This window comes from Kitasatospora sp. NPDC038210, assembly GCF_055600605.1.
This window is the reverse complement of record NZ_JBVJYK010000011.1, coordinates 18,452-37,722: the sequence shown is the minus strand read 5'-3', so window position 1 is coordinate 37,722 and position 19,271 is coordinate 18,452. Positions and strand designations below refer to the sequence as shown.

Genomic DNA, 19,271 nt, shown 5'->3' with positions numbered 1-19,271 from the left:
AGCCCATCAGGCGGCATGCGGGGGCGGCTCTGCCGCTCGGCTTCACGAACGGCGCACTCGCCCTGCCGGGCAGCCCCCGCCACCGGTGACCCCTCGCCGGTCACCGCGGTGACCGGCGAGGGGTCACCGCCCGTGAGCCCACCCGATGCCGCTCAGCCGGATGCCGGGGACACAGCTCCCAGCCCGAAGTACTCGATGGCCCGCACGGCGACCTCATCGGGTTCCAGACGGGTGTTGTCGATCAGCAGGTGTGTGTCGGGCGCGTGGGCGAAGTCGTCGACGGAGTTGAGGCGGTACCGGGCGTCCATGCCGGTCAGGTTGGCGTTGGACCACTGCAGGTCGCGCTTGGAGGCCTTCTCCGCCAGGCGGGACTCGCCGGCGTTGCGCTGGAGCCGGACGCCCTGGTCGGCGGACAGCTCCAGGAACAGCACGCGTGAGCCCCGGTCGCGGAAGGGGGCCGCGTAGCGTTCGACGAGTGCGGCGTCGGCGGGGTCGTCGAAGTCCCAGACGAGGGTGAACACCAGGCCGGGCAGGTCGCTGGCGGCGGCCTCGGCGAAGATCTGTTCGCGGAAGCCGTGGTTGAGCCGCTGGAACTGCGGCGACTCGTAAGGGAACAGCCGCAGCAGCGGTTCGATGGTCAGGTGGTTGTGGAAGAGCTTGAACCCGGTGCGGTCGGCTATCGCGCCGCCTACGGTCATCTTCCCGACCGCGGCCGGGCCGATGACGAAGAGCAGGGTCGGGGCAGTGCTGTCGGACATCGCGCCAGGATAGGGCCCGTCGCGATCTTCGTCGATCAGCCGCTCGGCCGGGCCTACGTCCCCACGGCGACACCGGCGATTCCCACCACCCTGCGGCCGTCCCCGCCCGTCCGCCCGCCGGCACCCGACACGGGTGCCCCACCCGGGCGACCCCGGCCGGCGGCCTCGCGCGGGGTCAGGGAACGGGCAGCGCGGCCCACACGGTCTTGCCTCCCGAAGCCGGGGCGGTACCCCAGTCCGTCGTGAGCCTGTCCACGACGTGCAGGCCGTGGCCGCCCGGCTGCGCCGGCCGCCAAGGACGCACCACCGGCGGGGCGGCGGCGGTGTCGGTCACCGCGACGATCAGCACGCCGTCATGGACGTCGACGTCCAGGCGGGTGGGACCGGGGGTGTGCCGGCAGGCGTTGGTGAGCAGTTCGCAGCCCACCAGGAGCACGTCGTCCCGTCTGCGCTCCGCGGTGGCCCCGCCGGTCGGGGGGATGGCGCCCAGCACTCCCCGCAGGTGGGTCATGGCCGGTTCCAGCGCGCTGCCGGAGTCGCAGTCGAGCGGGAAGCACCAGTGTTCCGTCATGCCGTCCACGGCCTTCACCTCCCGCAGTTGAACAGGCACCCGGGCCGGGCGGAGCAGCGGCGGCGCCGGTGCCGGACACCGGGCGTGTTTCCGCGGTCACCCCGTCCTAATCGCGGCCTGTCTTCGTTCCTCGGGCCTCCGCGGGCGGGTGCTTCGCTCCCGCGGGGGCGGGCAGACGCAGGGTGCGCCGACCGCGGGAGCACGATCCGGCGGGGAAAGGGGCCGATCATGGAAACGGGCCTGGGCACGAGACGCCGCCCGGCACCCCCGGGCACGCGCGTCCTCGCCCTGACCGGTCACGCCGACCTGGACACCGCCCCGGCCCTCGCCCGGGCCCTCCGTGACGCGCTCACCGCGACGCCCGTCCCCGCCACCCTCGTCGTCGACTGCCGCGACCTGACCTTCTGCTCCTCCTCCGGCCTCAACGAACTCCTCAAAGCCCGCCGGGCCGCCGGCGCCACCGGCACCGTCTTCCGCCTCGCCGCTCCCGGCCCCCAGGTCACCCGCCTGCTGCGGGTCACCGAAACGGACACCGTCTTCGACATCATCCCGACCGCACCCACCCCGGCCGTTCCTGACCTGGACCCCCTGTTCTGACCCCACGGACGGGACCACCGGCCGACGATGCGCCGGCTCTCCGCAGAACCCCGTCCGAGCCCCCGGCCGTGAGGACGACCGCCGGACGGACCGGGCGCGGCGGCCGGGCCCGCCAGTGACCTGTTCCCGGTGCGTCGGGCACCGGGATGCCCGGGAGGTTCCCCCTTCCTCCGGTGCCCTGCCGAAGCCCGCCGGGCGGCGCTTCGAGGGGTGGGTCGAGCCCGGCCTGCCGCGTGTCGTTGCAGGTCGGAGTGGTCCCGGCAGCAGGAATGGCGCTATGAGCCCGGCGCGACGGCCCGGCATCGCGGTGCAGCCGTTCCGCAGCGGCCGAACCGGCCGACGTGATCAGCCCGACCCTGCGGGCCACGGGTTTGAGGATGCCGCAGGTGGCCATGCGCCCGGTAGGGCGTCGCCGTACCGCCTCCGAAAGGGGCTCAGCAGGGCGGCGACGCCCGTCGGCCCGGCACCGCCTGCGGACCGCCGGCCCGGCGCCGACGCCGGCCGTGACCGTGTCGCGCGAGCGGGACCGGCAGCGGGACCGGTGCAACGAAGGAGGACGTGATGGCCCGACCCATGTGGACCGGCGTGCTCACGTTCGGCCTGGTCACCGTGCCCGTGGCCCTGTACTCCGCCACCCGGTCCCACGACGTGCGTTTCCATCAGCTGCAGCGCGGCACGTCCGACCGGGTGCGCAACAAGCGGGTCAACGAGCGCACCGGCAAGGAGGTCGAGTTCGCCGACATCGTGAAGGGCTACGAGGTCACCGACGGCGAGTACGTGATCGTCGAACCCGACGAGCTGGAGCAGATCTCCCCCGGCCGCTCCCGCACCATCGACATCTCCGGATTCGTCGACCTGGACGACGTCGACCCGATCTTCTTCGACCGCACCTACTACCTCGGCCCGCGCGGCATGGAGTACCAGAAGGTCTACGGGCTGCTGGTCGAGGCCCTGGAGCACGCCGGCAAGGCCGGGCTGGCGATGTTCGCGATGCGCGGCAAGGAGTACCTCACCGCGGTGCGCTCGGACCACGGGCTGCTGGAGCTGCACACGATGCACTTCGCCGACGAGGTCCGCGACCCGCACCGCGAGGTCGACAACCTCCCGGAGAAGACGAAGCTCACCGCGCAGGAGGTCAGGACCGCCGAGCAGCTGATCGGCATGCTCGCCATCGACTGGCAGCCCGACGAGTGGCACGACACCTACGAGGAACAGGTCAGGAAGCTCGTCGAGGACAAGCTCGCCGGCCGGGAGATCGCCGTCTCCAGCGGCCCCGCCCCCGAGGCCACCAACGTCATCGACCTCATGGACGCCCTGCGCCGCAGCCTCGACTCCGCCCGCAAGGACGAGCCCGCCGGGCAGCCGAAGAAGTCCACCGCCCGCACCCGTGCCTCCGGTGCGGCGGGCGCTCCCAAACGGACCGGCGGCAAGAAGAGCACCTCCGCCAAGCCCACCGCCACCAAGACCACGGCGAAGCGCACCAACCCGACCGGCAAGCGGCAGTTGTCCCAGCTCACCAAGGCTGAGCTCTACCAGCGGGCCACCGAACTCGGCATCCCCCACCGCTCCTCCATGACCCGCGACCAGCTCCAGCACGCCCTCGAACAAGCCGGGCGCCCGAGCCGCACCGCCTCATAGACAGCACACCGCCACGGTCCGGGGCCCGGACCACCGTCGGCGGACCGGGCCCCGCGGTTCCCGGTTCCTCGCAGTTCCTCGGCTGCCGCGCCGGAGTGTGGGTGAGTGGGCGGAGCCGAGGATCCGCTGGTCGGTGTCGGTGCCGGTGTGAGGGACGCCGCGATCGGGGCAGGCGTGGGGCATGGTGAGAATCGGATACACGCTGATGACCGAGCAGCGCGGCCCCCGTGACCTCGTCGCGGACGCCGTGCGCGCCGAGCAGGCCGGGTTCGACTTCTCGGTGATCTCGGACCACTCATTCCCCTGGCTGGAGGAGCAGGGTCACGCCCCGTACGCGTGGGCGGTGCTCGGCGCGGCCGCGCAGGCCACCTCGCGGATCCCGCTCATGACCTACGTGACCTGCCCGACGTTCCGGTACCACCCGGTGGTGGTGGCACAGAAGGCCGCCACCGTGCAGTTGCTCTCCGAGGGCCGCTTCCGGCTCGGTCTGGGCAGCGGCGAGAACCTCAACGAGCACGTGGTCGGCCGTGGGTGGCCCGCGGTACCGGTGCGGCAGGCGATGCTCGACGAGGCGGTGCAGATCATCCGGGCCCTGTTCGACGGCGGCTACGTCACCCGTCGGGGCCGGTACTTCGACATCGAGGGCGCGCGGCTGTGGGACCTCCCGATCGGGATCGCGGTCTCGGGTCCGGACTCCTGCGAACTGGCCGGGCGACTGGCCGACTTGGTCATCGCGGTGGAGCCGGACCCGTCGTTGATCGCCGGCTTCGCGGAGAACGGCGGAGCGGGGAAGCCGGCCGTGGGCCAGCTGCCGGTGTGCTGGGACACCGACCGGGACGCCGCCGTGCGGCGGGCCCACGAGCAGTTCCGGTGGTTCGGTGGCGGCTGGAAGGTCAACGCCGAGCTGCCCGGGACGTCGGGTTTCGCCGCCGCGAGCCGGTTCGTCCGCCCCGACGACGTCGCCGGGGCCATTCCGTGCGGCGACCGGACCGAGGACTTCGTCGAGGCGGTACGGCCGTTCGTCGACGCCGGGTTCGGGGAGATCGCCCTCGTACAGGTCGGCGGCGACAGCCAGCCCGGGTTCCTCACCTGGGCCGAGGACAACCTCCTGCCGGCACTCCGTACGGCGTTCTGAGCCCTCGTCGCCGACGGCGCGGACCACCGGTGCGGGGGTCCGCGGTGACCACGCCCCGCAGAGGATCTCGCCCGTTCGGGGATGGGTGGAAGACTGGGAGTCCGGGTTCCCGGCAGAAGCCGGACGCCTTCTCCGCGTCGGGGCGTCCCGAGGGCAGGAGGGGCCGGCGCGGGGAGCGCGGCAGGTTTGGCCGCTGCGCTCCCCGGCCGGCGAAAGGGCGGGTCAGCGCACGCGGCCGCGGGGCTTGAGGGGGATTCCGGGGAGCTCCGGGGCGGGCAGGCGGTCGCCCGGGTAGCCCTGGACGGTGCCGTAGCGGTCGGGGTTCTCGGAGCTCATCCAGTCCTCGCGGGCCCGGACGATGTCCTCGTGGGACCGGCCGATGAAGTTCCACCACATGACGATCTCCTCCTCGAAGGGCGTGCCGCCGAGGAGGACGGTGCGGGCGTCGGTGTCGCCGGTGTTGGTGAGGGTGACGGTGGTGGCGCCGGGGGCGAGGTAGCCGAGGTCGGCGGGGTGGAGCGGGGTGTCGGCGAAGCGGACCTCGCCGGTGTCGACCAGGAGGCCGTGCTCGAAGGCGGGGTCGACGTCGAGGGTGACGGTGGCGCGCGGGCGCAGGGTGATCTCGGCGCCGAGCAGGGGGGTGAAGGTGGGGACGGGGGAGGTGTCCCCGGCGAGGGTGCCGAGGAAGACCCGGGCCTCGCCGCCGTCCAGGGCGACCGGGGCGGGCGCGTGGTGGTGGAAGGCGCGGCCGGTGTGCCGGTGCTCCTCGGGCAGGGCGACCCACAGCTGTACGCCGTGCAGGGTGGTGGTGGCCGGGGTGGAGACCTCGGAGTGGGCGATGCCGTGGCCGGAGGTCATCAGGTTCACCTCGCCCGGCCGGACGTAGGCGTGGATGCCGAGGCTGTCCCGGTGCTCGATCTCGCCGGTGAAGAGCCAGCTGACGGTCTGCAGGCCGGTGTGCGGGTGCGGGGCGACGTCCATGCCGCCGGTGTGGGCGACGTCGTCGGGGCCGTAGTGGTCGACGAAGCACCAGGCGCCGATCAGGGTGCGGGAGCGCTGCGGCAGCGTGCGACGCACCGTCATCGCGCGCGGACCGCCGAGCGGGACGTCCCTCGGGGGCAGGACCGCGACACGCGGGTCGGCGGCGTGCGGGTCGGTGAGGTCGGTCTCGGTGGTGCTCACGGTCGGGGTCCCTCCCAGGTGCAAGTAGTTCTAGATTCAACTATCATGCCATGGCAGAGTGACGGGTGACAACGATCGGCCAAGGAGTTCAGGTGAGTGACGTGACGGTGGTCCCGGCGGACCGGCGGGTGTTCATCGACAAGCAGAGCCCCCAGGCGTACAAGGCGCTCGTCGCGGCCGCCGAGGCGGCGCGCGAGGTGGCGGCGGAGGCCGGGCTGGACCGTCGGCTGGTGGAACTCGTCAACCTGCGGGTGTCGCAGATCAACGGCTGTGCCTACTGCCTGAACGTCCACACCAGGGCCGCGCTGCGCGAGGGCGAGACCACCCAGCGGCTGGGCGTGCTCCCGGCGTGGCGCGACACCGAGGTGTTCGACGCGCGGGAGCGTGCCGCGCTCGCACTGGCCGAGGCGACCACCAGCCCGGCGGACGCGGTCGCGCAGGAGGCCGCGTACGGCGTCGCGCGCGAGGTGTTCAGCGAGGCGGAGATCTCGGCGGTGGTGTGGGTGGCGATCACCATCAACTCGTTCAACCGGGTCTCCATCATGAGCAAGCACCCGGTCCGCCCGGCCCCGGCGCGGTAGCCGATCGGAGGGGGAGGGGGCTCCGTCTTTCGGCGGAGGTCGTCCCTAGGCGGGTGTACGACCGGTTCCTCCTGGCGGCGGATGACCGATCGTCAGTTCGGGGAGAAGGCTGGGCGTCGAGGGCGGGCGGGTGCTCGCCGCGGGGTCAACTGGGGGGCGCATGAAGCAGGGTGGGGGACGTGCGGCGTCGGGTGCGGCGCGCAGGGCGCGGCGCACCGTTTCGGCGCTGGCGGCGACGGTCTGTCTGGCGCTGGCGGCGCCGGTCGCCTCGGCGCCGGTCGCCTCGGCGGCGGCCGCCGGGCAGGACGGCGGGTCGAACGGTGGCGAGCCGACCGCCGCCGACCGCCGGACGGCGGCGCTGCGGGCGGTGACCGGCGCGGGTGCGGTCTCCGCGATCGCGGAGGTCAGGGACCGGAACGGGGTCTGGCGCGGCGGATCGGGCGTCTCCGACCTGGCCACCGGCGTGCCGGTCCGCACCGACGGTCGGTTCCGGGCCGGCAGCATCACCAAGGTGTTCACCGCCACCACCGTGCTCCAGCTGGCGGGGGAGGGCCGGATCGGCCTGGACGACCCGGTCGAGCGCCACCTGCCGGGCACGGTGCCCGACGGCGCGCACATCACCGTGCGCCAACTGCTCAACCACACCTCCGGCCTCTGGGACCCGACCAACGAGAAGGGCGGGCTCTTCCCCGACCCGACCGACCCGGCCGTGGTCCGGAACTGGCTGGACCAGGGCGGCCTGACCCGGACGATCACCCCGGCGCAGGTGGTCGCGGCCTCGGTGGCGCACGCGCCCGCCTTCCCGCCGGGCACCTCGTGGGGCTACTCCAACGTCAACTACACCCTGCTCGGCATGATCATCGAGCGGGTCACCGGGCACGGCTACGCCCAGGAGATCACCGCACGCCTCCTGCGCCCGCTCGGCCTGACCGGGACGTACTTCCCGGGCACGGTCACCGACATCCGCGGCCCGCACGCGCACGGCTACCTGACGCTCGTCGAGGGCCCCGGCCCGGCGGACCGCAGCGACCGGGACGTGACCGTGCAGAGCGTCTCCTGGGCGAACTCGGCGGGCGAACTCGTCTCCACCCTGAGCGACCTGAACCGCTTCGAGCAGGCCCTGACCGGCGGCCGGCTGCTCCCGCCGCCGCTCATGAAGGAGATGACCACGACGGTCCCGATCGAGGTCGGCGGCCGGCCCACGGGACTGAGCTACGGGCTGGGACTGGCCCGGTGGCAGCTGTCCTGCGGGGTCGCCTACGGGCACGACGGCGGGGTGGCCGGCTACAGCTCGCAGCTGTGGAACTCGGGGGACCGGCAGGTCGCGATGTCCGTCACCCCGCGCGGCGACGAGACCCAGCTCCAGGCGCAGGCGGTCGCGGGGTACGGCTTCCTGGAGGAGGCCTTCTGCGGCACCCGGTGACACCGTGACACCGCTGGAGCCGCCTGCGGCCCGGTGGCGGAGAATGGCCGGCGTGACGGACACGACACTCAACCTCTGGAAGCAGCAGCTCGGCCGGGTGCCCGACGGGCTGTGGGGCCGCACCGACCTGACGGTGCTCATCCTCGCCGACACCGGGATCACCGAACTACCGCCCGAGATCGGGAAGTTGACGGCGCTGCGCACCCTCGACCTCGGGCACAACCGACTCGCCGCGCTGCCCGCGGAGCTGGGGAGCCTCACCGGGCTCGGCGACTTCCTCTACGTGCACGACAACGCGCTGACCGTCCTGCCGGACACCCTCGGCCGGCTCACCGCACTGCGCTACCTCAACGTCGGCGAGAACCGGCTCACCGAACTCCCCGCCACCATCGGCGAGATGGCCTCCCTGGTCGAGCTCCGTGCGCAGCACAACCGGCTCGGCACGCTGCCCGAGTCCATCGGCAGGCTCGGCGCGCTGCGCGAACTCTGGCTCCGCGGGAACGAGTTGACGGCGCTGCCGGAGTCCGTGGCCGGGCTCACCGAGCTGCGCGAGCTGGAACTCCGGGAGAACGCCCTCGCCGAGATCCCGGCCGCGCTCGCCGGGCTGCCGCTGCTGCGCCGCCTCGACCTGCGCGGCAACCGGATCACCGAACTGCCGCGCTGGCTGACCGAACCGGGCGAGTCGGCCGGGCGGCCGGGCCTGCCCGGGTCTCCGGTGCTGCCCGCGTTTCCAGCGTTGGAGAAGCTGGACCTGCGGTGGAACGAGGTGCGGCCGTCGCCGCAGGTGCTGGCCGCGCTCGCCGCGCGCGGGTGCGTCGTCCTGTACTGAGCGGGCCGCCGGTCGCGGCGGCCGGAAATGATCTCGCGCTCGGCCACCGGCCTGCTACGGTGGATGACATGAAGCGCGCTGCACTCGCCACGACGACGCCGGAGAGAGTCCCGGCGCGCTGACTGCTGACCTAGTCCGAAGCCCCGGGGCGAGTGCCCCGGGGCTTCGTCGTTCCCGGCTCCACTCGCCCGCAGTCCCAGAGTGGAGACCAGAACCATGAACGCCCAGCCCGCGCACGACACCGCCGTACACGCCGCCGCGTACGACAACGCGGTTCACGCCGCCGCCGCGCAGGACAGCGCCGTACACGACCACCCCGCTCACGACCACCGCAGGCTCGGCCGTGAGCTCGACCTGTTCGACACCGACCCGCTGATGGGCGCCGGCCTGCCGTACTGGCTGCCCGACGGCGCCGCGATCCGGCACGCCCTGGAGGAGTTCATCCGCGGCCGCGAGCGCCGGGCCGGCTACCGCCACGTCTACTCCCCGGTGCTCGGCAAGCGCGAACTGTACGAGATCTCCGGGCACTGGGCGCACTACCGCGAGGACATGTTCCCACCCATGGAGCTGGGCTCGGAGGAGGTGGTGCTGCGGCCCAGCCTCTGCCCGCACCATGCCCTGATCTACCGCTCCCGTTCCCACAGCTACCGCGAACTACCGCTGCGAATGGCCGAGTTGGGCGGGATGTACCGCTCCGAGCTGTCCGGGGTGCTGGGCGGGCTGACCAGGGTCCGGGCGATCCAGCTGAACGATGCCCATGTGTTCTGCACCCCGGAGCAAGCCGCCGACGAGGCCGTCGCCGCACTGGAGTTGATCCGCGAGTCGCACCGGGCGCTCGGCATCGTGCCGGTCCGCCACCGCCTCTCGCTGCCCGGCGCGGGGGGCAAGTACGTTGCCGATCCGGCGCTCTGGGAGCGCGCCACCGCGCTGCTCACCGACGTGCTGGAGCGGTCCGGAGTGCCGTTCGAGGCGGCGGAGGGCGAGGCCGCGTTCTACGGGCCCAAGATCGACGTGCAGATCGCCGACGGCGCCGGGCGCGAGTTCACCCTCTCCACCGTCCAGATCGACTTCCACCAGCCCGAGCGGTTCAACCTGCACTACATCGGCCCGGACGGCGCCAAGCACCGCCCGGTGATGGTCCACCGCAGCGTGATCGGCAGCGTCGAACGGGTGGTCGCCCACCTGATCGAGCTGTACGGCGGCGCGTTCCCGGCCTGGCTGGCGCCCGCCCAGGTCGTGCTGCTGCCGATCTCCGACGCCGAACTGCCGCAGGCCGAACGGCTCCGGCAGCGCTGCCTCGACCTCGGGCTGCGGGCCGAGGTCGCCGGGCCCGAGCACGGAAGCCTCGGTGCCCGGATCCGGGAGGCCAGGCTGGTGCCGTACCAGGCGGTGATCGGCGCGAAGGAGGCCGTGGACGACCGGGTCGCGCTGCGGCTTCGGGACGGCCGGCGGCTGGAGCCGCTGCCGGCGGAGGAGGCGTGGGCCAAGATCGGCGCGCTGGTCGCCGCCTGCGGTGCCGAGCTGTGGGAGGACGGTCCCGGGCGGTGAGCGGGCGGTGAACGGGCCGTCGAGGGCGCGGCGTCCGTCGGGCCGGTGGCGAACGTACGACTAGTGCGGCTCGCGGTGTGTCGGCCGGGCCGTGGGCGGCGGCCGCCCGTCGAATGGGCGCGGCGGTCGAGTCCACGGCCGCCGCTGTCCCCACCCGTACCGGAGGTATCCCGTGCGCATCCCGCGCAGGTTCGCCGCCCCCGCCCTCGCCGGCTCCCTCGCCCTCGCCGGGGCCGTCGCCGCCACCCCGGCCGGCTCGGCCCAACTCCGCCCGCTGCCCGTACCCGACGGCCGCTACTGCGCCGCCGTGCTCGGGCACGTTCCGGGCGCGGACGCGGCCTCGCCGGTCGTCGGGCGGGCCTGCGCACCGGACACCCTCGCCGACGCGCTCGCCCGGGCGGACGGCCCGTCCCGCACGGGGGAGCGACCGGGCGACCGCGTGGTGCTGCTGGTGGAGGAGTAGCGGGCCGGGCCCGCCGGTCTGCCTCGACCGTTTGCCTGCTTGCTGCCTGAGCGCCTCGGCCGGCCTCGGCCGCCGACCGCCGGGAGGCGCCCGGCGGTCGGCCCGCGGCGGTCGGCCCGCGGCGGCTACCGGTCCGCGGTGAGCCGGCCCGCGGCGCCCCAGTTCTCCGCCGGGTACTCCTGGATCCACACCGACACGCTCTCGGCGGGAACCTCCAGGGTCGCCACGAAGGCCTCGGTGATCCGCTCGACCAGCTCGCGCTTCTGCTCGACCCCGCGCGGGCCCTGCTGAATGGTGACGATGGGCATGTTCGGCTCCTGACCGGGTGTTCCCGCCGGGACTTCCGGCCGGGTTCTCCTGCCGGTTTCTCCGGCTGGGAACAGTCCACCCCACCGGGCCGTCGGCACCCAGACCCGATTCGCTCTGGCAGCGATCACGAATCCTGATCGTCCCCGGTCGGAGCGGTGTGGCGGCAGGCTTCCAGGAGCAGCCGGGGGAGCGGGGCGGTGCGCCGTACGGCGATCGAGGTCGGTACGGCCAGCGGGGTCCGGCAGGGGCGGAAGGCGATCCGGTGGGCGTTCGTCATCCGGGCGTTGGCGGCGTACACCACCGTCCACATCGGGGTGCCGGTGCCGATCGAGGCAAGGGTGTCCTGGAGGGTGCCGTCGTGCGCCGGGCCGGGGACCGGCCGGAAGCCGGCCCGGGCGCAGGCGTCCGTCACCAGGTCCACCAGGGCCGGGTTGTTGCGGCGCTCGGTGAGTCGTAGCGGCAGGTCGGCGAGGTCCGCGAGGTCGACCTCGGGCCGGTCGGCGAGGGCGTGCCGCGCGGGCAGCGCGAGCACCAACTCGTCCTCCCAGACGGGCAGGAAGCGGAGGTCGGGGCTGTCCTCGGCGACGGCACCGCGGACGAACGCGGCGTCGAGACGGCCGTCCGCCAGCCGGGCGAGCCGTTCCCGCACCGGGGCGGAGTGCAGTTCGACGCGCACCTCGGGGGCCCGCCGCTGGTAAGTGTCCAGGACCAGGTCGAGCCGCTCGCCGAGCCCGGTGACGGTGCCGAGCCGGAGGACGGCCGGCGCGGCCAGATCGGCGGCGAGGGCGCGGGCGGCGTCCTCGGCGGCCAGGACGTCCCGGGCGGCGGGCAGGAAGCGCTCGCCGGCCTGGGTCAGCCGGACGTGCCGGGGCGAGCGGTCGAACAGCTCGACCTTCAACTCCCGTTCCAGGCGCCGGACCTGCTGGCTCACGGCGGGCTGGCCGAGCAGCAGCTTCTGGGCGGCCCGCCCGAAGTGCAGCTCCTCGGCCACGGCGACGAAGCAGCGCAGCTGCCGTAGCTCCATGCGATCCCCTGCTCGAACTGTCGATGGTCGGCCCGCCGTGGTCGGTCCGTCCGCGGTCGGCCTGTCGGCGGTCGTCCCGTCCGTGGCCGTCCCGTCCGTGGCCGTCCCGTCCGTGGCCGTCCCGTCCGTGGCCGTCCCGTCCGTGGCCGTCCCGTCCGTGGCCGTCCCGTCCGTGGCCGGCCCGTGGTCGACCCTGGCGGCCAAACGTATCGCGATATAGCGTGTTCCTGTTCGCGCTGTCGGCCGCACCACCGACCCCATCGCGTGAAAGCCCTTCGTCGAGCTCAGGACGGGATGCATGCCGGGAGAGATCTCGCCCATCGGGAAGCCCACTGCAGGGTCCGCCGGGAAGCCCGCCGGAACGTCCTCCGGGCACGGTTCGCAGCCCGCGCTGCGGGCCTCCCACGCGGACCGGGACCGCGTGGTCGAGCTGCTCCGGGTCGCGGCGGGCGACGGCCGACTGACGTCGGACGAGCTGGACGAGCGCGTGGACGCGGCCCTGTCGGCGCGTACGGTCGACGAGCTCGCCGAGCTCACCGTGGACCTTCCGACCGGGCCGGTCTCGGCGACCGGGGCCCTGGCCGAGGTCAAGGACGTGGTCCGGATCGACCAGCGGTTCAGTACGGTCGAGCGCTCGGGGCGCTGGGTGGTGCCGCGGCGGCTGGAGCTGTCCGCGGAGTTCTGCAAGGTGACACTGGACTTCACGCAAGCGGTGATCACCCAGGACACCGTGCAGATCGTGCTGGACATGCGGGGCAAGACCCTGACGCTGATCGTCGCGCCGGGCGTGGTGGTCGATGCCGACGGCCTGGCCCTGGAGTTCAGCAGGGTCAGGGACCGGCAGACGCCGGACCCCGACGTGCCGGTCCGGCTGCGCGTGGAGCTGGTCGGCAAGAAGACCTTCGGCCGAGTCGTCGTGCGGCAGCCGCGGAGGTCGCGCAGGCCGAGCGGCCGACGGCCCCTGGGGTAGCGCGCGCAGGCGGCGAATCGCGCGGCAGTGCCGGACGCGCCCGCCCACGCCCTCGGTGTCCTCGCGCGGTGCTGCGCCGAACCCCCGACCACCGCGAGGGCCGCCGTCCTTCACCGCCGTCCTTCACCGGCGTCGTTGACCGGCGTCGTTGACCGGTGTCCCCGACCGGAGCCCCTGACCTGCGTCAGGGGGACGGGTCTCAGTCTCCGTACGACTGAAGCTCGATCAGGTGACCGTCCGGGTCCCGCAGATGGGCGGTGCGGAGGTTCGGGCCCCACTCCGGCCGGTCGGTCGCCTTGACGGCCAGGGTGCCGCCGTGCCGCAGACAGAGGTCGACCGCGGCGTCCACGTCATCCACCCGGAAGACCAGCATCGCGGAGTCCTGCGTGGGTGCGGCGGGGCGGGCGGGCGACCCGGCGGTGCCCAGGGTGGCGGCCATCATGGAACGGTCGAAGAGCACCAGGACGGCCTGGTCGGCGACGTCCCAGTTGGCGTACGGGCCCTCGGGTGTGCCCTTGACCAGGGCGGCGCCGGTGAACGGCGGCAGGATCGCGCCGTAGAAGGCGAAGCAGTCGGCGAAGCGGGTGACGAGCAGGCGGGGGTACAGGGCGTCCACGGGCGAACTCCTGGGTTCGGTCGGTTCGGATCGGGTCAGGTCGGCTCGGGTCGGTTCGGGGTGGCTCGGGTCGGCCACGGGCGACTCGGGTCCAATATTAGTGGGTCGGCACCCACTATAGGTCTGGACCCTAGAATGGCGCCATGGCCTCCGAGAACCCGCCCTCCGCGTCCGAGCGTCCCGAGCCCGAGGGCTCCGCGCCCGACCTCCCCGGACTCGAACTTCCCCCGTCCCTGTTGGATCTGAGCACGTATCTGCTCTCCCGGGTCGGCCGGACGGCCCGTGTCCGGCTCGCCGAGCGGCTGGCCGAACGCGGCCTGCGGCTCTGGGACATGGCGGTGCTCGCCTCGCTCGCCGACTTCGGTCCGCAGGCCCAGCGCGACCTCGTACGGCGGCTGAGCCTCGACCCGAGCGACCTCGCCAAGGTCGCCGACCAACTCGCCGGCGCCGGATACGTCGAGCGCGCCCGGGACCGCGCCGACCGGCGGCGGGTCTCGGTCTCGATCACCACCGCCGGGCGCGCGCTGCTCGCCGAACTCGACGGGCAGGCGCGGGCGGTGCAGGACGAGGTGCTGGCGCCGCTGGACGCGGGGGAGCGGCAGGTGCTGCAGGCACTGCTGCTCCGGGTCCACCGGGGAACGGGGGAGCGGCGCACCGGTCCGTGACCGGTGACCGGGCCGGGGTGGCGGCCGGTCAAGCGGCGGGCGGGCCGGGGCGGCGGGCGCCGGCGAACTCGCCCGCCCAGCGCGGTACGTCGAGCACGTGCTCGACGCGGGCGACCAGCGTCCCGGTGCGCTCGGCGTGGATCATCGCGCCGTCGCCGACGTGGATGCCGACGTGGTGCAGCGGCGCGTCGGGGCGGGAGAAGAACAGCAGGTCGCCCGGGGCGAGCGCGTCGCGCTCCACCGGGGCGCTGCGGTTGAACTGGGCGACGGTGTAGTGCCCCAGCTCGACGGCACCCTCGCTGCCCCGGTACCAGCAGTAGAGCGAGAGGCCGCTGCAGTCGAAGCCCACCGTCGTCTCGCCCATGCACACGCCGTTGAGGTAGCCGTTCTGGTCGTCGCAGAAGCCGAGGCCCGCGCCGAGGCGGTCGCCGCCGCCCCAGGCGTACGGCACCCCGATCTGGGCGGCTGCCACGGCGGCGACCCGCAGGCCCGGCGCGCCGGCGGGCTCGGTGTCCCGTGCGGGGGGTGGGGTGGGCGTCGGGTGTGCGGCGTGTGCCGCCTGCGCTGCCTGCGCCGCCGGGGTGAGCGAGGGGGCGAGCGCCGGGACCAGGCCCGCCCCGAGGGCGAGGCCGAGCACGCGGCGCCGTCCGACGCCGACGCCGGCGTCCTGGTCGCGGTCGGACGGTTGGCGTTCCATGGGGCGGCTCCCGGGCGGCGGTTGCGGGCGGACACACGCGTGTGGAGGTGCGTGCGCGGACACACGCGTGTGGAGGCGCGTGCGTGGGCACCAGGATCGCGTTCCGGTGGGGTCGCCCGCCATCACCCGCAACGGTGAATCGTGGGCGCACCGGCCTTGTGACCGCAGGGATTCCGTCGGTAAATCGTTTGACGGTCGTTCACATGGGGCCAACGATGGGCGCGAACGTTCGGTCGGGCCGTCGGAGGACCTCATGAGCAGCGCCGTCAAGTTGATCCGCACCACACGTCTGACGCAGGCCGTCGACTACGCCTACGGCGCGCTGGTCGACGCCCCGGCGCGCACGCTGTGGCTGGCCGGAGCCTGCCCGCTCGACGAGGAGGGCCGGACGGTCGCCGTCGGCGACTTCGAGGCGCAGGCCCACCAGGTGATGCGCAACCTGGTGACGGTGCTGGAGGACGCCGGCGCCGGGCTGACGGACATCGCCCGGACGACCGTGTACGTGGCCTCCGGTGACCAGGCGGACCTGGTGAAGGTGTGGAACGTGTACCGCGCGTACATGGGGGAGCACGACGCGCCCAGCACCCTCCTCGGCGTCTCGGTGCTCGGGTACGACGACCAGCTGGTGGAGGTGGAGGCGGTGGCCGTGCTGCCCTGATCGCCCGGGAAGCGGGGGATCCGGGAGCCCGCGGGCCCAGGAGTCCGGGAGCCGGAGGGCCCGGGCGATCACGGCGGCACGTGAGCCCGCCTGTCGCTCGGTCAGCCCGCGGCGAGGCCTGTGGCGAGCAGGGCGTCCAGCTGCCGGTAGCCCTCGACGACGCCGTGCTCCATGCCGCTGGCCAGGATGGCGTCCCGGGCCGCCAGGCTGTCGACCACCGACAGCACGGTGACCCGGGTGCGGCCCTCCCCGGCGGGCTCGAAGGTGGCGGTGTCCAGCGAGACGCCGTCCGGCACACCCTCGAACGTGAAGGTCTGGACGAGCCGGGTGGTCGGCCGGACTTCGTGGAAGGAGCCGAAGAAGGCGGCGATCTCCTGGCCGTCGCGGTGCATCGTGTAGCGGTAGTGCCCGCCCGTCCGGGCCTCCCAGGTGTCGATCTTCATCTCCAGGTCCTTCGGGCCGAGCCACTGGGCGACCAGCTCGGGCTCGATCCAGGCCCGGAACACCCGCTCCTGCGGGGCGTCGAACTCGCGGACGATCCGGATGGTGGGCAGCTGCGGGTCCGCCTCGATGTGGGTCTCGGGGCCGGTGGTGGAGGTCATGACGGGTCTCCTTCGCTCTGCTGGGGTCGGTCCTTGCCGTGGCTGTCGTTGTCGTCGCTGCTGTCGCTGTCGCTGTCGCTGTCGCCGTCGCTGTCGCTGTCGGTGTCGGTGTCGGTGGGCGTGGTGGAGGCGGCGGGCCCGGTGTGGGCATCGTCGTCCGCCAGCTCCGCGAGGAGGGCGTCCAGGCGGCCGAAGCGCTCCTCGGCCTGGCGCCGGTACCGCTCGATCCAGCTCGTCATCAAGTCGAACACCTGCGGCTCCAGGTGGCACGGCCGTCGCTGCCCGTCCCGGCTGCGACTCACCAGTCCGGCCTCCTCCAGCACCTTCAGGTGCTTGGAGACGGCCTGCATGGACATCGCATAGGACTCGGCCAGCTCGCCGACGGTCGCGTCCCGCAGTGACAGCCGGGCCACGATGTCCCGTCGCGTCGGATCCGCCAGGGCCACGAAGGCCCGGGACAGCTGGTCGACAGCCACCATGCACTCCTGCTCTTCCTCAACCGATTGGTTGAGAACAACGCTACGCCGCCTCACGCGCTTGTTCAACCGTTTGGTTGCGAGAGCTTCGCCGTGCAGGCCGTGCAGGCCGTGCCGCCCGCCCGGCGGCCCCGAGCCACCGGTGTGGGATCATGATCGGATGCCTCGGGACCCCGAACCGTCGACCGACCCGCTGCGGGGCCGGTGGCCCCTCGCGCCCTCCAGTTCGGCCGACTGGCTGACCGAGCTGTGCGGCGACGGCGTGCTCGGGTTCATGCCGCCGGCGATGCCCGATGCCGCCTGGGTGCTCAACGCCATGTACGAGCACGAGCAGGGGCCGGGCGAACTCACGCACCACGAGTACCGCCAGGCCCGGCTGGCGGACGGGAGCGCGCAGCCCCTCGTCCTCGTGGGCGTGGACCTCGACGCCGTGGGCGTGGCCACGGGCGGTGACCTCGTCCGCGCCGAGCACCCCGGACCCGGCTGGCGGCGGCTGCGCTGGGCCGAACTCGCCGAACGGACCGGCGACCCCGTCGTGCCCGAGGGGCAGCTGCCCTGCCACCACTGCTTCCCGTCCGGGAGGAAGGACGGCAGCTGGCCGCTCGGGATCGTCCCGCCCACCGAGGGGAGCCTCGACCGGGAGACCTGGAACCGTCTGATCGCCGTCCTCACCGAGCACAGCCCGGCCGGCCCGGACACCCGCTGCCTGGCCTACTACAACCCGCTGATGATGGCGGCCGACGACTTCGACAAGCACCACGTGCGCGAGGGCCGCCTCGGCGACGCCGAACTCCTCTACGACACCGACGACGTGAACTCCAGCCCCTCCAACCTCTGGGCCGCCGACCGCTCCTGGGTGCTGTGCACCGACTACGACCTCTGGGCCACCAAGGTCGCCGGACCCCCGGCCCTCATCGAAGCCCTGCTGGGCGACGCCGAGTTGGAGGCACTGCGGCTGCCCTGGGCGACCTGACACCGGGCCGGGCCGAACACCACGTGAACCGGCATCGCACCGGTGTGCCGAGCTGACGCAGTGATTCCGAACCTGGCCCCCGGCCGCCTGAGCTGGCACGACGTGGACCCGGCCCGTCACCCCTTCGACGCCGCATCGGTCGAGCAGGAGGTCCGCGGGCTCGGACCGGCGCTGCGCGTGCCCTCCGCGTCCGACGCCCCCACGGGCGACGCCGAGCGGCGCGAGTGGAGCCGGAACGTGGCCGCGCCCTGGGCCGGCGCCATGTCCTACGCCCTCGCGCAGCACTACGGCGGTTGGATCGTCGGCTGGCGCTGGGCCATCGGCGAGGGGGACTACGACGGCGGGCCGATCGACAGCTGGTGCTGCCCGCCGCACTCGGTGACCACCCCGGAGGAGACGTTGGGGCGGGTCGTCGCGGCGGTGCGCGAGTGGCGCGGCTGGCTGGAGGACCTCGCCGAACGGTTCGAGGCGTACCCGCTGGACCCGGCCGCCGTCGGGGAGCAGCGGGCCCTGTGGCAGAGCGCCGCCCGCAGCCTCATCCTGCACGTGGCCGACCGCACCTGCGGCGACAGCGGCTGGTACGGGCACTGCGAGCAGGTGCTCACCTGGTTCCTCGCCCGTTGGGGTGTCGCGCCCGACACCGCCCGGGAACTCGTCGAGGAGGCGGTCGGCGGGCGGTTCACGAGCTGGGTCAGCCCCGACACCGTTCTGGTCACCGAGGTCGCCGAGCGGCTGGCGGAGTCGCTGCCGCCGGTGGCCGCGGACGCCGACCGGCCCGTCGAGGCCGCCGACCGGCGGGCCGCGGCCGCGGCCGCGGCCGTACCCGACCACCTGGAGCGCTGGCTCGCGGTGCGACCGGACGTGGCCTGGCCGGAACCCTCGGCGGAGGCGACGCCCGGGCCGGTGACCCCGACCCGCGACGGAGCCGCCGAGGACATCCGTGCCTTCGACGGCTCCATCGACCCCGCCCGGGCGGACGGCCTGCTCGCCGCCCTCGACCGACTCCGCGCCGACGCGGCACGCGGCGCCGCCCTCGACTTCGAACTGCTCCGGGGCTGGCAGCAGCACGTGCTGGGCACACCGGAGCCGCCGCGCTTCCGCACCCTGCCGGCCTTCGCCAAGGGCGGCAGGGAGCGCTACGGCATCGCCCCCGACACCCGCGCCCGCTTCGACGCCTGCCTCGCCGACAGCGCTCGCCCCGCCGAGAGCGCTCGCCCCGCCGAGAGCGCCGGTCCCGCCGGTGACACCGACGGTGGCGGGCCGCCGCTCCCGCTCACCGTCCGCGCCGCACGCGCCTACCTCGACGTCTGCTTCTTCCACCCCTTCGACGACGGCAACGCCCGCGCGGCCTTCCTCACCCTCCTCTTCGTGCTCGCCCGCGAGGGCGTCGGGCTCGACGGCGTCACCCTGCTGCGCCGCATCACCTTCCAGGCCGACAACCCGCAGGACCCGCTGATCCTCGCCCGCTACATCGGCGTCCACCTCGACGAGACCCGCCGCAACGCCCTTGCCGCGGCGGAGTGCTGAGAAGACATCTCATTCGGAAGGTCTGCGGG

The 19,271-nt window shown here is 73.7% G+C and carries 23 protein-coding genes; 14 read left to right on the top strand and 9 right to left on the bottom strand.

Annotation, left to right across the window (positions count from 1 at the left end; genetic code table 11):
- Positions 1-152 precede the first annotated feature (152 nt).
- Together ACZ7KX_RS22480 and ACZ7KX_RS22475 are read right to left on the bottom strand one after the other, a co-directional pair.
- Positions 153-758, bottom strand: coding sequence for a hypothetical protein (locus tag ACZ7KX_RS22480; protein WP_470327997.1), 606 nt, complete (start codon positions 756-758; stop codon positions 153-155).
- A 175-nt stretch (positions 759-933) separates the two neighbouring features.
- On the bottom strand, positions 934-1,329 hold the full coding sequence (locus ACZ7KX_RS22475) for an ATP-binding protein (RefSeq protein ID WP_470328193.1): 396 nt from the start codon (positions 1,327-1,329) through the stop codon (positions 934-936).
- A 228-nt stretch (positions 1,330-1,557) separates the two neighbouring features.
- Between ACZ7KX_RS22475 and ACZ7KX_RS22470 the strand changes: the two genes are divergently transcribed.
- The 3 genes from ACZ7KX_RS22470 (at position 1,558) to ACZ7KX_RS22460 (ending at position 4,699) form a co-directional block, all read left to right on the top strand.
- Positions 1,558-1,926: an STAS domain-containing protein gene (locus tag ACZ7KX_RS22470; protein ID WP_470327996.1), complete on the top strand. Its 369-nt coding sequence runs from the start codon at positions 1,558-1,560 to the stop codon at positions 1,924-1,926.
- A 561-nt stretch (positions 1,927-2,487) separates the two neighbouring features.
- Complete coding sequence (ku, locus tag ACZ7KX_RS22465; RefSeq protein ID WP_470327995.1) at positions 2,488-3,564, top strand: non-homologous end joining protein Ku; 1,077 nt, start codon at positions 2,488-2,490, stop codon at positions 3,562-3,564.
- 181 nt (positions 3,565-3,745) lie between these two features.
- Positions 3,746-4,699, top strand: coding sequence for an LLM class F420-dependent oxidoreductase (locus ACZ7KX_RS22460; RefSeq protein WP_470327994.1), 954 nt, complete (start codon positions 3,746-3,748; stop codon positions 4,697-4,699).
- A gap of 222 nt (positions 4,700-4,921) precedes the next feature.
- On the opposite strand, the gene ACZ7KX_RS22455 is transcribed toward ACZ7KX_RS22460, so the two are convergent.
- Positions 4,922-5,881: a pirin family protein gene (locus tag ACZ7KX_RS22455; RefSeq protein WP_470327993.1), complete on the bottom strand. Its 960-nt coding sequence runs from the start codon at positions 5,879-5,881 to the stop codon at positions 4,922-4,924.
- A gap of 92 nt (positions 5,882-5,973) precedes the next feature.
- Between ACZ7KX_RS22455 and ACZ7KX_RS22450 the strand changes: the two genes are divergently transcribed.
- The 5 genes from ACZ7KX_RS22450 (at position 5,974) to ACZ7KX_RS22430 (ending at position 10,725) form a co-directional block, all read left to right on the top strand.
- Positions 5,974-6,462 (top strand): carboxymuconolactone decarboxylase family protein, encoded by a 489-nt coding sequence (locus ACZ7KX_RS22450; protein ID WP_470327992.1) that lies wholly within the window; start codon positions 5,974-5,976, stop codon positions 6,460-6,462.
- A 160-nt stretch (positions 6,463-6,622) separates the two neighbouring features.
- A complete protein-coding gene (locus ACZ7KX_RS22445) occupies positions 6,623-7,885 on the top strand; it encodes a serine hydrolase domain-containing protein (protein WP_470327991.1) in 1,263 nt (420 codons plus the stop codon).
- 43 nt (positions 7,886-7,928) lie between these two features.
- A complete protein-coding gene (locus ACZ7KX_RS22440; RefSeq protein ID WP_470327990.1) occupies positions 7,929-8,714 on the top strand; it encodes a leucine-rich repeat domain-containing protein in 786 nt (261 codons plus the stop codon).
- 216 nt (positions 8,715-8,930) lie between these two features.
- A complete protein-coding gene (thrS, locus tag ACZ7KX_RS22435) occupies positions 8,931-10,262 on the top strand; it encodes a threonine--tRNA ligase (protein ID WP_470327989.1) in 1,332 nt (443 codons plus the stop codon).
- Positions 10,263-10,434: 172 nt separating this feature from the next.
- Positions 10,435-10,725 carry a hypothetical protein gene (locus ACZ7KX_RS22430; protein WP_470327988.1) on the top strand — a complete coding sequence of 97 codons (291 nt, stop codon included), beginning with the start codon at positions 10,435-10,437 and terminating at the stop codon, positions 10,723-10,725.
- Positions 10,726-10,850: 125 nt separating this feature from the next.
- Here ACZ7KX_RS22430 and dmpI read toward each other — a convergent pair whose 3' ends face one another.
- Positions 10,851-11,033: a 4-oxalocrotonate tautomerase DmpI gene (gene dmpI / locus ACZ7KX_RS22425; protein ID WP_350522894.1), complete on the bottom strand. Its 183-nt coding sequence runs from the start codon at positions 11,031-11,033 to the stop codon at positions 10,851-10,853.
- A 125-nt stretch (positions 11,034-11,158) separates the two neighbouring features.
- Positions 11,159-12,058: a LysR family transcriptional regulator gene (locus tag ACZ7KX_RS22420; protein WP_470327987.1), complete on the bottom strand. Its 900-nt coding sequence runs from the start codon at positions 12,056-12,058 to the stop codon at positions 11,159-11,161.
- Between the two features lie 37 nt (positions 12,059-12,095).
- On the opposite strand from ACZ7KX_RS22420, the gene ACZ7KX_RS22415 reads away from it, so the two are divergent.
- Both ACZ7KX_RS22415 and ACZ7KX_RS22410 read left to right on the top strand, forming a co-directional pair.
- On the top strand, positions 12,096-12,278 hold the full coding sequence (locus ACZ7KX_RS22415; protein ID WP_470327986.1) for a hypothetical protein: 183 nt from the start codon (positions 12,096-12,098) through the stop codon (positions 12,276-12,278).
- A gap of 78 nt (positions 12,279-12,356) precedes the next feature.
- Positions 12,357-13,028 (top strand): DUF1707 SHOCT-like domain-containing protein, encoded by a 672-nt coding sequence (locus ACZ7KX_RS22410; RefSeq protein WP_470327985.1) that lies wholly within the window; start codon positions 12,357-12,359, stop codon positions 13,026-13,028.
- A 199-nt stretch (positions 13,029-13,227) separates the two neighbouring features.
- Here the strand turns inward: ACZ7KX_RS22410 and ACZ7KX_RS22405 are convergent, their stop codons facing one another.
- Positions 13,228-13,644 carry a VOC family protein gene (locus ACZ7KX_RS22405; protein WP_470327984.1) on the bottom strand — a complete coding sequence of 139 codons (417 nt, stop codon included), beginning with the start codon at positions 13,642-13,644 and terminating at the stop codon, positions 13,228-13,230.
- 143 nt (positions 13,645-13,787) lie between these two features.
- Here ACZ7KX_RS22405 and ACZ7KX_RS22400 point away from each other — a divergent pair, with 143 nt between their 5' ends.
- Positions 13,788-14,309, top strand: a complete 522-nt coding sequence (locus ACZ7KX_RS22400; RefSeq protein ID WP_470327983.1) for a MarR family winged helix-turn-helix transcriptional regulator — start codon at positions 13,788-13,790, stop codon at positions 14,307-14,309.
- Between the two features lie 28 nt (positions 14,310-14,337).
- Here ACZ7KX_RS22400 and ACZ7KX_RS22395 read toward each other — a convergent pair whose 3' ends face one another.
- Complete coding sequence (locus ACZ7KX_RS22395; RefSeq protein WP_470327982.1) at positions 14,338-15,006, bottom strand: C40 family peptidase; 669 nt, start codon at positions 15,004-15,006, stop codon at positions 14,338-14,340.
- Between the two features lie 253 nt (positions 15,007-15,259).
- On the opposite strand from ACZ7KX_RS22395, the gene ACZ7KX_RS22390 reads away from it, so the two are divergent.
- Positions 15,260-15,664: a RidA family protein gene (locus ACZ7KX_RS22390; protein ID WP_470327981.1), complete on the top strand. Its 405-nt coding sequence runs from the start codon at positions 15,260-15,262 to the stop codon at positions 15,662-15,664.
- 101 nt (positions 15,665-15,765) lie between these two features.
- Here ACZ7KX_RS22390 and ACZ7KX_RS22385 read toward each other — a convergent pair whose 3' ends face one another.
- Positions 15,766-16,266 (bottom strand): SRPBCC family protein, encoded by a 501-nt coding sequence (locus tag ACZ7KX_RS22385; RefSeq protein WP_470327980.1) that lies wholly within the window; start codon positions 16,264-16,266, stop codon positions 15,766-15,768.
- Positions 16,263-16,745, bottom strand: coding sequence for an ArsR/SmtB family transcription factor (locus ACZ7KX_RS22380; RefSeq protein WP_470327979.1), 483 nt, complete (start codon positions 16,743-16,745; stop codon positions 16,263-16,265). Before ACZ7KX_RS22380 ends, ACZ7KX_RS22385 begins: the two co-directional genes overlap by 4 nt.
- A gap of 157 nt (positions 16,746-16,902) precedes the next feature.
- Here ACZ7KX_RS22380 and ACZ7KX_RS22375 point away from each other — a divergent pair, with 157 nt between their 5' ends.
- The gene (locus ACZ7KX_RS22375; RefSeq protein WP_470327978.1) at positions 16,903-17,715 is read left to right on the top strand and encodes a hypothetical protein; all 813 of its coding nucleotides are present in this window, start codon (positions 16,903-16,905) and stop codon (positions 17,713-17,715) included.
- A 60-nt stretch (positions 17,716-17,775) separates the two neighbouring features.
- A complete protein-coding gene (locus tag ACZ7KX_RS22370) occupies positions 17,776-19,242 on the top strand; it encodes a Fic family protein (protein WP_470327977.1) in 1,467 nt (488 codons plus the stop codon).
- The last annotated feature ends 29 nt before the right edge of the window (positions 19,243-19,271 follow it).